The following is a 12,772-nucleotide window of genomic DNA, read 5'->3' on the forward strand; positions in this document are numbered from 1 at the left end:
AGGTCTCCTTATTGAGCCGCGTTGACGCGTGCTCGAGTGATCATCGCGGACTCCGAACCGTATTTTCCGAGGACTTCCCTGTACGCATCGCTGGCGATGACGGCGTCGAGTGCCGCGGACACGGCGTCGACGAGTGCGGGTTCCTTGGTCACGCCGACGGCGACGGGGGCGTAATCGAATGTGTCCGACAACTCGAGGGCGGGATTGTTCGCCGTGGCGTACGAGAGGATCGGGGAATCTGCCAGGACGGCGTCCTGCCGGCCACTGGTCAACGCAGAAATCGCCTGCCGCGTGTCCTGGAACTGGCCGGTCTGGATCGGCGGCTTACCGGCGGCCGCGCAGTCTTGCTCATAGGCCGGAATGTTGACGGTGAGCTGATACGAGCCCGTCAGGACGCCGACCCTCTTGCCGCACAGGGTGTCCTTCGTGACGGGCTCCCCTCCCTTCGCGACGACGATGGCGTTTCCCACCTGCATGTAGTCGACGAAATCCATTGCCGCCATCCGCTTGGTGGTGGGCGTCATCGAGGACACCGTCATGTCGTAGCGTCCGGCTGCGATCCCGGGAATGATCGAGTCGAAATTGACGACCTTGATGTCGACGTCCAGGTTCAGGGCCTTTCCGATGAGTCTCGCGATGTCGGGGTTCGTGCCCGTCATGTATCGGGTGCCCTCCGAATAGAACTGGGTGGGAGGTTCATTCGTCGGGATCGCGACCCGCAGTGTGTGCCGTGCGGTCACCGAGCCGGGCAGCAGTGCGACTGCCGCTTCGTTCACCGCGAGTGACGGCGTGCTGTCGCCCTCGACAGGAGCCGAGGCCGGCGGGTCCGCAAATTCCTCGAGCCGGCCGCAGCCGATCGTGGAGAAGAGGAGGGCGGCGAGTGCGCCGGCACACAGAAGCCGGTGAGAGTAGCCTCCGGGAGTCCTCGTCATGACGAGGACTTCTGCTTCGGTGTGGCCGCGTGCGGTCCGGTGGATGCGTGCGTCGAGCGGGCGAACGCGGCATGGCGGTTCCGAACGAGGGACGGCCCGTTGTCCTGCAGTTCCTTGATGCTCGAGACCCCCAGCAGCATCATCGTCCGGGTCATCTCCTCCGCGAAGATCCGCAGCACGTGCGCGACACCCTCCTGGCCCGCCGCCGCGAGGCCGTAAAGGTACGGGCGGCCGATCGCACATGCATTCGCCCCCAGCGCCAGCGCCTTGATCGCGTCCGAGCCGCGGCGGATGCCGCCGTCGACGATGATCTCGACCCGACCGTTCACGCGTTCGACGATCTCCGGCAGCACGTCCAGCGGGGAGGCCATGTGATCGAGTTGCCGTCCACCGTGGTTGCTGACCTGGATGGCGTCGATCCCGATGTCGGCGGCGATCGCCGCGTCGTCGGCGCTGACGCACCCCTTGAGGACGATCGGACCGCTCCATCGGGATCGCAGGTCGCAGAGGGTGTCCCAGTCGGTGGGCTCGTAGGAACCCGACAGCAGAGTTCGCCACATATCCGGTGTGCTCGCCAGCGGCCCCGCCGCGATGGTCCCGTCGAGATTGGGGAAGGCGATCGCGTCGTTGCGCAGAAATCTCCACGCCCACACGGGATGTAGTGCCCCTTCGATGACCGTCCGCGGTTTCAGGGACGGGGGTGCCGTGAAGCCGTTGCGATAGTCGCGTTCGCGATGACCGATCGCTCGGCAATCGACGTTGACCAGCAGGGCCTCGTATCCCGCGTTCGCTGTCCGGTCGAGCATCGCCTGGAGCATGCCCTTGTCCGCCATCGGTTCGATGTTGAACCAGCGACGAAGGCTCGGGGTCTGCGCGCTGACCAATTCCATCGGCGTCGTACTCAAGTGCGCCAGACCGTATGGGACATTCGCGGCGAGAGCAGCACGCGCCGCACCGATTTCGCCCTCCGGGTGAAAGAGGCGTGTTCCCCCGGTGGGCGAGAGCATCAACGGCATGGCAACCGGCTTGCCCAGGAGGGTCGACGCCAGGTCGAGGTTCTCCACCGCGCCCCACCGTGGCACGAACGACCAGTCGTCGAAGGAGGAACGATTGCGGCGGACCGACGCTTCGTCTTCGCCGCCGCCCTCGATGTAGTCGAAGATGCTCAGCGGGAGACGCGCGGCGGCCATCTTTCGTACGTCTTCGATGCTGTGGCATCGCCGTGCAAGCCGTTGCGAGGCGGACCGAGCCGGGCCCTCGACATTCACTAACGACCTGACATCTCTGAGTTTCATCGGGACTCCTCGAAGTGGTGCTGACACCCGGTGCGCGGGGTGGAACCAATAGTGATCCAGACCTCACCCGGTTGATATGGAGGAATTTCTAATCTGTGAGGTGATGCTTGTAAGATCTTCCAAATGCACTCAACGGAGGAGTTGGCGCGGCACGGCGACGCGACACCTGTGCCGATCGCGCTGTCGGCGTGGACAGACTTGGTGCAGGAAGATTTACTGCACGCGAATCCGACGGCAGAGAACCTTCGCCGTCCCGTCGCCGACGTGCAGCTCTACGACGCACTCGACGACCAGGCGAACGTGAGGAACACCGTCGTCCTTGCGATGGGGGTGTCCTGCGGGTCGGCCGGATTCGAGCGAGTACTCGTCCACGCCGCCGACGGCGAGGCCGCCGCCGTGATCGTCAAAGCACGAGGAACGCCGATCGAGGACCTGCGGGCCGCGTCCAGTCGTCACGACGTTCCCGTGCTCGTCGTCGGCGACGACGCGGATTGGACACGACTGATCGCGATGGCACGCACAGCGGTCGCGGGTGCTGCGGTCGATTCGGTATCGGGCGTGCGTCTGGGCGATCTGTTCGCCTTCGCCAACGCCGTGGCCTCGATAGCCAATGGAGCCGCCAGCATCGTCGATCCTTCGGGCCGCATCCTCGGATACTCCACGGTGCCGGGCCAGCCGATCGACGACCTACGCCGCGAGACGACTCTGACCCTGCAGGAGCGGACACCTCCAGCCCTCGACGCCGATTTCAAGGTCGTCTACTCCTCCACCGCCGCACTGTTCGTGCAGTCGCCCAGCGGGATCGCGGACCGGCTGGCGCTCGCGGTCCGGGCGGGCGGGGAACTGCTCGGATCGATCTGGATCATCGATCCCGGAAGTGAACGCCGCCAACCCGCCCTCGATGCGCTCGACAGGCTGGCTCCACTGGCCGGACTGCACATGCTTCATGCCCGATCCGCTTCCGATTTCACCGAGCGACGAAACGCCGATCTCATGCGCACGTTGATGGACGATCCGGCCCAGGCCTCGTTCGCTGCCGCACAACTCGGTCTCGAATTCACCGACGGATTCGCCATCGCGGCGTTCGCCCTCGCCCACCCGAACGCCGGCAGCCTCGACGCCATGCGCGAGCAACATCGGCTACTGCAGCTCGTGACCGTCACGTGCAACGTCCAGTTCCGCAGTGCGTACAGCGCCCTGATCGACTCGGTCGTGTATGCGCTGCTGCCCTGCGCGGGCGACTCTCCCCGTGCAGCCCACCGTCGCGTCATTCGTGACATCGGCTCCTACGCAACGACGATCAGCGCGCATCCCGTCGTCGCGGCGGTGGGCGGAATCGCCGCGCAGATCAGCGAGTTACCTCGATCCCGGACCGAGGCGGTGCGCACATTGCAGTATCTGATGCACCAGCAGTCGGTCACGCGAGAGAATCCGACACCTCGAGCCCCGGCAGCGGCTGTGTTCGAAGACTATTGGACCGAGCTGAACCTACTGGAGATCGGTCAGTACATCGCCGAGAAGCATCTCGACAAGTTCGACGTCATCGATGCGATCCGGGCGTACGACGCCACCCATCACACCGACTTTCTGATCACCCTGCGTGCGTACTTCGATTCGAACGCGAACGTGTCCAAAGCGGCGGACCGAATGCATGTCCACGGCAATACCATTCGGTACCGGATCACCCGTCTCGCCGAAGAGTTTCAGATCGACTTCGACAATCCGACCACGCGGCTATGGCTGTGGCTCCGACTGGTTTCGACAGACCTGATGTAGGTGGACGCTTGCGGGGTGGATCCACTCCCCCACGCTGTACCGGCTCTGGGACGTGACGGTCGCAGCCTGCACGCCGGGTGCAGGGAACGCGAGAATCGTCAGCGCCATGGCGCCGATGACGACGCCGGCGAGACAGGCCGCGCCACCTACACTCGCGCGAATCGCGTGAAGTGGTTGAAATCTGCGGCCTCTGCGTTGACTCACCATGACGATCTCCATGTGCTCTTGCCTGTGCCGCGGCGCCGGCGACATGAAAGCCAGCATGGCCGCTACCCGTCGTGACCACATCGGCCGATGTACGCGTGCGCATACCTGCTTTCCGACCGTCACTCCTCATTCGACCGTCGCTCGCTGACGAAACCGGGCGGTCAGTAGCGCGGCGGCGAGTGCTGCCGCCAGAACAATGCCCGAAGCGACGAGCAATGCCAGGTGGTAGCCATCGGAAAGCAGTGGCGTGACGATGAGCGGGCCCGCGATCTGACCGAGGCTGTATCCGGTTGTCAGGATCGCGACCGCGCGTGGGAACTGGAGGTGAGCGCCGATCGTCAACGACATCTGACTGATGCCGAGGAATGTTCCCCCGAACAGGAAGGCGGACACCAGGGCGGGCCAGATGCCGTCTGCCACCGCGGGCAACGCGATGCCGGCGGCCTGAACGACGAGGGCGATCACCAGCAGAATCGGACGAGACCACCGTCGGCCGAGCAACGCCCAGAGTGGAGCGGACGGTAGCGCCGCCAGCCCGACGATCACCCAGGCGCCACTACCCGCGAAGCTGCCTGCGGTGTGGTCGATCGCTGCGACGAGAAAGGTGCCGGCAATGATGTATCCGACGCCCTCGAGGGAGTAGCTGATGAAGAGCGCACTGAACCGGCGGTGCCCCTGCGTGCGCGACCGTCTGCGCTCGGCCGCCGGCGCCGTCGGAGCGCGTTCCGGTGTGAGAGTCCACGCCGCGAGGGTGCAGATCAGGGTCAGCAGTGCGGCCGCCCACCACACGGATCCCCACGTGCTCATCGACCGCAAGACGAGGACCACGAGCCCGGAGAGGGCAATACCTGCTCCGATTCCGCCGAACGCCCAACCCGACAGGTGTGCCGCGTGCCCACTCAGAGTGGAATGCATGGCGCTGACAGCGATGACGAAGACCATCGCACTGGTAGCACCCGCAATACAACGCAGTACGGCCCAGGCGGTTTCGTTCGATGTCACCGGCATGAGCGCCAGCGTGGCGGTCAGGATCAGCAGCGAGACACGCATGACTGCCGCCGAACGCACCAAGGCGGGTAGGACGATTCCGGCCAGCGCCCCGACGAGGTAGCCGAGATAGTTCGCCGTCGCCAGAGCGGCGCCCGCCGACAGTGTCAATCCTGCCTGTGCCTCCATCAGAGGGAGAACAGGTGTGTAGACGAACCGTCCGATGCCCATGCTGGCCGCCAATGCAGCCCCGACCTGGCCGACCGTCACCCACGGCGACGTCGGCGTGCGGAATGCGACGAGCTCCTCGGCACCGTGTACTGCGTTCATGCGTTCTCTCTCAGAAATATTCGGTCGGCAGGCGTGCGGGCGGCTCTAGCGAGCCACGGATTTCAGGGAGGCCGGGCGGCTGGACTCGTGGGTGTGGAAAAGGAAACGCGACATGGCAGGGGTCATGGTGGAGTCCGCGCGGCGGATGAACAGGGTTTCCGCGCGCGAGTCGGCCGGCGCGAGGTGGTGCACCTTCAAGGCCGCCGTCAGCGGCGACGTGGTCACCACGCCCAGCGGCAGCAGGGTCACGCCCATCCCCGCAGCCGCGCACCCGAGGATGCCCTCGAGAGTTCCGAACTCGAGGATGTCCGGGCCCGGCACTCCGTGCTGCTCGAAGAGCCGCTCGAGGCGGGCCCGGTAGGCGCAGCCGGCCCGGAGGACGAGAACCTTGTGCCGCCGGCCATCGGCCATGATGGAGTCCAGATCGGCCACGCGAACGCCGCTCACCAGCACGAGTTGCTCGATGAAGACCTGCTCGGAGACCAGGTCCGGGTGCCGCACCGGTCCACAGACGAAGGCGCCGTCGAGTCGATGCTCGATCACCTGGGTGGTCAGCGCGTCCGTGGTGTCGGTCGCCAAGGTGAAGTCGACTCGGGGGCACTCCTCGCTGAACGCTGCCAGCACCCCGGGAAGCCGCAATCCCGCGGTGGTCTCCATGGAGCCGATCGCCAGTCGTCCGCCCGGATCTCGATCGTCGCTGACGACCTGCGTGACTTCCCGCACGAGCTGAGTGATCTGTTCGGCATAGGGCAGCAGACGTTCGCCGGGGTTCGTCAGGGTCACCCCACGGGCATGGCGGCGGAACAGTTCCACTCCGAGTTCGTCTTCGAGCGCGCGGATCCGCGAGCTGATGTTCGACTGAACCGTCAGAAGTTCCTTCGATGCCCGGGAAATTCCGCCGGCGCGGGCCACGGCCAGGAAGAAGTTCAGATCGCCGATGTCCATGAGAATTACCGTGCTTCACTCCACAGGTCCCGAACGATCTCCCCGGCGGGGGCCGAACGGGCACTGCGATAGCCGACACCGGCCCAGAGGGCGAGTCCGTGCGGGTCGCCGGCGGCGCCTGCTGCGGCTCGCAGCCCACTGGTCAGCAGGTGTACCTGTGGATATGCCGCCACCGCGTGAGCATCGAAGTCGGTGATGAAATCGTTGACCAGGCCACGCGCGGGACGACCGGAGAACGCGCGGGTGACGACGGTGTCGGTGAAGCGGGCGTCGTGCAACGCGGCGCGGTGCGCGGGTTTGGTCCCTGCCTCGTCGGCGTCGAGGAGAGCGGTGCCGATCTGGACGGCGGTGGCACCGGCCGCGAGTGCCGCCGCGACGTCTGATCCGGTCGCTATCCCGCCCGCCGCGATGAGGGGAAGGTCGATTGCCGAACGGGCCGCCTCCACCAAGTCCCTCGTCGAACGTGGGTCCGGCTCGGCGTCGGGGTCGAGCGTCGCTCGGTGCCCGCCCGCGTCCACTCCTTGCAGACCTATCGCGTCGACGCCCACCCGAGCGGCCGAGCGCGCCTCGTCGACATCGGACACCGTGGCCACCACGGCGCTGCCGGCGTCGTGTAACCGATCGACGACGTCCCGCGGCGGAAGCCCGAAGGTGAACGACACCACGGGAACGGCCCGCTCGACCGCGAGGTCGACCTTGGCGTCGAAGGCGTCGTCGTCGAAGTCGACGACCTCCGGCAGCGACACCTGCCTGCGTTCGGCGAGCGGCTGCAGCAACGACCGGTACGCTTCCACCGCTGCACGGTCGGCCAGGGGGTGGCCGGGCACGAAAATATTGAGTCCGAACGGTGCACTCGTCAGCGCGCGGACCGCATCGACCTCACGTCGAACCGCATCGACGGTCTTGTACCCGGCCGCAAGGAAACCGAGGCCACCGGCGGACGAGACCGCGGCAACGAGCTCGGGTGTGCTCGGTCCTCCTGCCATGGGCGCCCCGATGATGGGAATTCGGAGGCCGTCCTCGAGATCGAACACCAGGATCCTTTCGGTCGATGTGTGCGTGGTCTTTCCGTTCCTCATCGTGCACCGCCGCATTGCGGAGCGGAAATGCCTAATCGGCCGGATCTATGCTTGGGAGTTATGTCCATCGAACTGCGGCATCTGCGGGCGGCCGTCGCGATCGCCGAGGCAGGCTCGTTCACCGCCGCAGCGAACGCACTCCACATCACCCAGCCGGCGCTCACCCGAACGGTGCAGCAGCTCGAGACCTCGCTCGGCGTGCGATTGTTCGACCGGACCTCGCGGGCACTTGCCCTCACCGAGGACGGTGCCGGGTTCGTCGAGAAGGTGCGCGTCATCCTCGGCGATCTCGATTCCGCGGTTGCGCTGTACACCAACCGATCCCTCGTCCTCGGCTTCAGTTGGCTCCTCCCCGATCCGTGGGCGCAGCAGGTGATCGACGACGTCGAGAAGAATTCCCGCGCCACCGTCGTTCCGCGACGCTACGACGACCCCGTTGCCGCACTGAACAACGCCACCGTGGACGCTGCCGTCGTCCGCCGGGATGTTCCCGGCGACGAGTTCGTGCAGCATCCGCTGTTCGAGGAGCAGCGGATCGCGGCGGTCTCGACGGCGTCGCCGCTCGCGACCCGAGAATCGATCGACTGGGCCGAGTTCGGAACGCTTCCCCTGGTCATCAATACCCTCAGCGGCACCACATCCGAAGACCTGTGGCCGAACCACGACGGCCCGGTGGTGACGTGCTCGAACTTCGACGACTGGCTCGAGTTGATCGCCGCCGATCGGGGTGTCGGCACGGTTCCCGAAGTTGCCCGCAGGCGGGTAACCCATCGGAACGTCCAGTTCATCCCGCTGGTCGGTGCGCCGCCCGCGGTCGTGAGGTTCGTGTACCGCCGCAACCGGGTGACACCGCTGCTGCGGGTCCTGCGGGACGCCGCGATCCGGCACTCTCCGCCACCCGGCAGTGCCGCCGTCGGTCAACACGACTGATCGTCGTCGGTGTGCAGGCGTAGCCGGGCGACTTCCCGCTCCAGTTCGGCATTGCGGGATCGCAGGACTTCGATCTCTTCTTGTACACCCTTGCGGGCCAACGCGAGCGACTCCTGCATCCGGGCCTCGCCGTACTTCGGCGGGATGTTCTTCGTGCAGTTCCGGTCGAGGGCCTCGACGTGGATGGCGAACGCGCGATCGCATCCTGCCGGACCGACTCCGTCCGGTGTGGTGAGAAGCCGGGCGATCAGATCCGGATCGTCGGCACGCTCGACGACCTCGGCTCGGCCGTAGACTTTGACTCTGGTGCGGGTGGGGTAGTCGATGAAGAAGAGGGCCACTCGGTCGTTCTCGTCGAGGTTGCCGACCGTGACGAACTGTTGATTACCCGCGTAGTCCGCCAGCGCAATCGTCGTGGGGTTCGGCACGTGCACGAAGCCGGGCGGGCCGCCTCGGTGTTGGATATAGGGCCACCCGGAGGGCGTCACGGTCGCGATGAAGAACGAATCGGTGGCTCGGATCAGGGCAGTGACGCGGGTGTCCAGTTCGTCGGGCAGACCTGGGTCGTCCTCCTGCGCCCGCATGCCCCCGTACCAGTTGATGCTCCCCGTCGCCTTCTGCCGCTCCGCCACCGGAGCAGTGAACGCGATCGCGCCGTACCGGGTCGGGTGTCTCATGACGAGCACTCGGAATCGATCTGCTTCCACGCCCTCCGGACTATCGGGCTGTCCACTCCGCGCCGCAACGTCAGCACGAACACCACCGCTGTGACCGTGGTTACCGCGATGGGGTAGATCAGCCCGGCGAGGACGTTCCCGGTCGCCGAGTTGAGCGAGAGCGCGACCAGAGGGGTGAAGCCACCGAACACGCCGGTCCCGATGTGGTACGCCAGCGACAGTCCGGTGTAGCGGATCTGTGGTGGGAACAGCTCGGACAGGAATGCCGCGGTGGGCCCGTAGACCATGGTGACGAAGATGACCTGAATCGTCAGAGGGACGACCATCTGGATGTGGTGGCCGTGGACCGCGGCGTCCCGGATCCACAGGAACAGCGGGAGGTAGCCGACTGCCGAAAGTACCAAGCCGCACAAGATGATTCGAGTCCGCCCATATCTGTCGGACATCTTGCCGAAGAGGACGAAGAACGGCGTCGCGATGACCAGGGCGATTCCGACGGAGACATTCGCGGTGAGGAAGTCGATCTTCAAGATCGTCTGCAGGAAGTACAGCGTGTAGAACTGGCTGGTGTACCAGGCAACTCCCAGCCCGGCCGTGACTCCGAAGAGCACGACGAGCAGCAACGCGAAGGCCGGCTTGTGCGCCACCGCGTCCTTGATCGGTGAACGGGAGAGGTTTCCACTCCGTCGCATCTCCTCGAACACCGGCGATTCGTGCATCTTCATGCGGATCTTCAGCGAGAACAGCACCAGGACCGCGGACAAAAAGAACGGAATCCGCCAGCCCCACACACTGAATGCCTGCTCGCCCAACCCGACCCGGCAGAGCACGATGACGCCGATCGAGAGGAGGAGGCCACCGGTCGCGGTGGTCTGGAGAACACTGGTGAGGGCTCCGCGTTTCTTCGCCGGTGAATTCTCCGCGATGTAGACGACTGCACCCCCGTACTCTCCGCCGATCGCGAGACCCTGCAGCAGCCGCAACGTCACCAGCAGTATCGGCGCCAGAATCCCGATGTGGTCATAGGTGGGCATCAGTCCGAGCATCGTGGTGGCGCCGCCCATGATGAGCAACGTCGTCATGAACGTCTTCTTACGTCCGACGCGGTCCCCCATTCTGCCGAACACCATGGCGCCGATGGGGCGTACGACGAAGCCCGTTCCGAAGGCGGCGATCGTGACGAGAAGTGCTGCGGTTCCGTTTCCTTCGGGAAAGAACATCCCGGAGAACACGACTGCGAGACTGCCGTAGATGTAGAAGTCGTACCATTCGATCAACGTTCCGACGCTCGACGCGGTAATGATCTTGCGAAGACTGCTCTTCGCGACACCGCTCGCGAGAGCGGGCGGTGAAACGGACTGGCTGGTGGTCATGGGGAATCCTTCTCCGGGACGCGCGGGGTGAGGGTTGGCGAGGTCGCACCGATGGGCGCTAGGAGCCGATCGCCGCCAGGTCGTGGGAAGTGCGGCCCAGGATGGCGGCGGCGGTGTCGACCATGTCATCGATGATCGACGCGGCGGTGTCGACACGATCGATCTGTCCGACGACCTCACCGACGATCAGATTCGCGACGTCGTAGTCCTCGGCCTTCACTGCTGCCCGGAACTGCTCCTGCTTCTCAGGAAGCTCGCCCCGGAGACCGGACTCGTCGCCGTGCCAACGGCGGATGAAGTCGTTGTGCAGGACTCGGCCCGTGTATCGAGTCGGCCAGGGCTTCTCACGCACGATGTCGAAGGCGCTCTGCCTGATCGTGTCGTCCCCACTCGCCCGCAGGGCACGGTGCTGGGCCGCACGGGGAATCGCCGCCTCCTCCGCCGCCCAGAACCTGGTCCCGACGAGGGCACCGTCCGCTCCGAGCGCGAGCGCGGCCGCCAGGCCTCGGCCGTCGCCGATTCCACCGGCCGCCAGCAGCATCACATCCGGGGCCTCCCGCCGGAGAAAGTCGGCGATCTCCGGCACCAGAGTGAACGTCGATCGGGTTCCTGTTCCATGGCCACCCGCCTCCCCTCCTTGAGCAGCGATGACGCTCGCACCTACCGCCACCGCGCGGCGCGCTTGTTCGAGATCGTGCACCTGGCAGATCAGCGGGATTCCCGCGGCACGAATCGCAGGCGCATGCGGTGCCGGGTCGCTGAAGGAGAGGAATATGGCCGCCGGCCGGTAGCCGATCGTCTTCTCGAGGAGTTGCGGTTGCTGCGCCATGGACCAGGTGATGAAGCCACAGCCGACCGCGTCGGTCGTCACGCGGTCGAACTGATCGCGGAGCCAGGACTCGTCGCCGTATCCGCCGCCGATCAACCCCAGCCCACCCGCCTCCGCCACGGCAGAGGCCAATCGCCAATCGGAGACGTAATCCATCGGTGCAAGGACGATGGGGTGCTCGATTCCGAACTTCTCGGTCAGACGGTTCTGTAAGCGCATGCTGGGCTCCTCCACAAGTTTCCGACGTGTCGCAGTGGTGTGCACGTGCTGCACGTCACACCGGACGGCTTTGCGACAACGCTAGAACCCGGCAGAACGGCGGTCCAACAGTTTGTACCGATGCCTGCGTTCTCCAGAACAGAACGCTCGCGCGCGCCCCGCCGGACGTTGACATTCACTGTCCGGCAACGTACTAGGACAATGGGTCAACGCCTGGCGCGGTGACCCTCACGCCACATGTGCGTCGCGCAGGGTCGCGGCCTCGTCGAGTACGTCGGGGTCTGCGGTCAGTTCGCGGACCACACCGCCCTCGGCGAGGACCGCAGCCCGGACCTGTTCGAGGGTGACGTTCGGGTTCAGGTCGGTCAGGGACGCCGCCGTGCCCGGGTCGAACTCCAGCTCGAGCGCGGCGTTGACATCGGTGAGCACCGCCCGCACCGGGTCGGAATCGGACACCACCAGTTCGAAGCCGAAGAGCCACGCCCCGGCGACTATTCGCTGCGCGGTTCCTGCGAGCTTGACGCGGCCCGCGCCGTTCACCGTCCAATCACCGGGGCAATACTCACCGGGCACCGGTCCGATGCGCGCGTCGACCCCGAGCTTCCTCAGCACCTCCACGAGTCTCGGGGTGATGCGCTGGAAGCGGGGTCGAGCCCCGACCATGCCCTCCGTGTCGCTCGAGAACATCTCCACGACGAGGGTTTGCTCGTGGTAGGCCGCCGCCCGACCGCCTGCCCCTCGGACGACGGGGGTGAATCCGTGTCGCCGCGCCTCCGCGGCGGCGGCCGGAAACTGCGGTCGAACAGCGTCCAGCCGCCCGAACGACAGAGTCGGCGCAGGACTGTAGATGCGGATCAGCGCAGGGGCATTCGGCTCTCGCGCGGTGCGACGCAGAAGTGCCGTGGCGAGCGCCGCGTCCAACACGGGATCGTCCGGAAAGTGCGTGGTCAGCAACTGCTCGATCGTCATGCTCGTCCCGTCGGTCCACTCCGCAACACCACAGTCACGACATTATCGCCGCAACCGGCACGCCCCTACAGTGTCGCCGAGGGCGACCAGAGCACCCTCATCGCCGCGAGGCCACGCGAGGCCCGCGGTGGAATGGCCGGGCAGGGCGGGGGTCGTGTTGTCGTGACGACCCACCCGCCCGCCCGCCCGTATATCGGATCGCGGGAATGTTACTGCCGTGCGCG

Annotated in this window: 11 protein-coding genes; 2 read left to right on the plus strand and 9 right to left on the minus strand. The window is 66.0% G+C overall.

Annotated features, from left to right (window positions below):
• Nucleotides 1-8: 8 nt before the first annotated feature.
• Both PSR88_RS04095 and PSR88_RS04100 read right to left on the minus strand, forming a co-directional pair.
• Complete coding sequence (locus PSR88_RS04095) at nt 9-932, minus strand: transporter substrate-binding domain-containing protein (RefSeq protein WP_016880730.1); 924 nt, start codon at nt 930-932, stop codon at nt 9-11.
• Nucleotides 929-2,122 (minus strand): alpha-hydroxy acid oxidase, encoded by a 1,194-nt coding sequence (locus PSR88_RS04100; protein ID WP_016880731.1) that lies wholly within the window; start codon nt 2,120-2,122, stop codon nt 929-931. Before PSR88_RS04100 ends, PSR88_RS04095 begins: the two co-directional genes overlap by 4 nt.
• 228 nt (nt 2,123-2,350) lie before the next feature.
• Here PSR88_RS04100 and PSR88_RS04105 point away from each other — a divergent pair, with 228 nt between their 5' ends.
• On the plus strand, nt 2,351-4,003 hold the full coding sequence (locus PSR88_RS04105; protein WP_029538122.1) for a PucR family transcriptional regulator: 1,653 nt from the start codon (nt 2,351-2,353) through the stop codon (nt 4,001-4,003).
• A gap of 333 nt (nt 4,004-4,336) precedes the next feature.
• On the opposite strand, the gene PSR88_RS04110 is transcribed toward PSR88_RS04105, so the two are convergent.
• The 3 genes from PSR88_RS04110 to PSR88_RS04120 are packed head-to-tail and all read right to left on the minus strand — an operon-like array spanning nt 4,337 to nt 7,506.
• Nucleotides 4,337-5,527 (minus strand): YbfB/YjiJ family MFS transporter, encoded by a 1,191-nt coding sequence (locus PSR88_RS04110; protein ID WP_016880733.1) that lies wholly within the window; start codon nt 5,525-5,527, stop codon nt 4,337-4,339.
• A gap of 45 nt (nt 5,528-5,572) precedes the next feature.
• The gene (locus PSR88_RS04115; protein ID WP_009473451.1) at nt 5,573-6,472 is read right to left on the minus strand and encodes a LysR substrate-binding domain-containing protein; all 900 of its coding nucleotides are present in this window, start codon (nt 6,470-6,472) and stop codon (nt 5,573-5,575) included.
• A gap of 5 nt (nt 6,473-6,477) precedes the next feature.
• Nucleotides 6,478-7,506, minus strand: a complete 1,029-nt coding sequence (locus PSR88_RS04120; protein WP_029538125.1) for an NAD(P)H-dependent flavin oxidoreductase — start codon at nt 7,504-7,506, stop codon at nt 6,478-6,480.
• A 105-nt stretch (nt 7,507-7,611) separates the two neighbouring features.
• Here PSR88_RS04120 and PSR88_RS04125 point away from each other — a divergent pair, with 105 nt between their 5' ends.
• On the plus strand, nt 7,612-8,481 hold the full coding sequence (locus PSR88_RS04125) for a LysR family transcriptional regulator (RefSeq protein WP_029538128.1): 870 nt from the start codon (nt 7,612-7,614) through the stop codon (nt 8,479-8,481).
• Here the strand turns inward: PSR88_RS04125 and PSR88_RS04130 are convergent.
• The 4 genes from PSR88_RS04130 to PSR88_RS04145 form a co-directional block, all read right to left on the minus strand.
• A complete protein-coding gene (locus PSR88_RS04130; RefSeq protein WP_029538131.1) occupies nt 8,469-9,158 on the minus strand; it encodes a pyridoxamine 5'-phosphate oxidase family protein in 690 nt (229 codons plus the stop codon). The genes PSR88_RS04125 and PSR88_RS04130 overlap by 13 nt on opposite strands.
• A complete protein-coding gene (locus PSR88_RS04135; RefSeq protein ID WP_016880737.1) occupies nt 9,155-10,531 on the minus strand; it encodes an MFS transporter in 1,377 nt (458 codons plus the stop codon). The genes PSR88_RS04130 and PSR88_RS04135 overlap by 4 nt, the downstream gene beginning before the upstream one ends.
• A 58-nt stretch (nt 10,532-10,589) precedes the next feature.
• Complete coding sequence (locus tag PSR88_RS04140; protein WP_011594053.1) at nt 10,590-11,579, minus strand: NAD(P)H-dependent flavin oxidoreductase; 990 nt, start codon at nt 11,577-11,579, stop codon at nt 10,590-10,592.
• 228 nt (nt 11,580-11,807) lie between these two features.
• Nucleotides 11,808-12,548, minus strand: a complete 741-nt coding sequence (locus PSR88_RS04145; protein WP_016880738.1) for a biotin/lipoate A/B protein ligase family protein — start codon at nt 12,546-12,548, stop codon at nt 11,808-11,810.
• Nucleotides 12,549-12,772: the final 224 nt, after the last annotated feature.

The sequence above is a fragment of the Rhodococcus sp. DK176 genome (genome assembly GCF_038447315.2).
Classification (GTDB): domain Bacteria; phylum Actinomycetota; class Actinomycetes; order Mycobacteriales; family Mycobacteriaceae; genus Rhodococcus_F; species Rhodococcus_F jostii_A.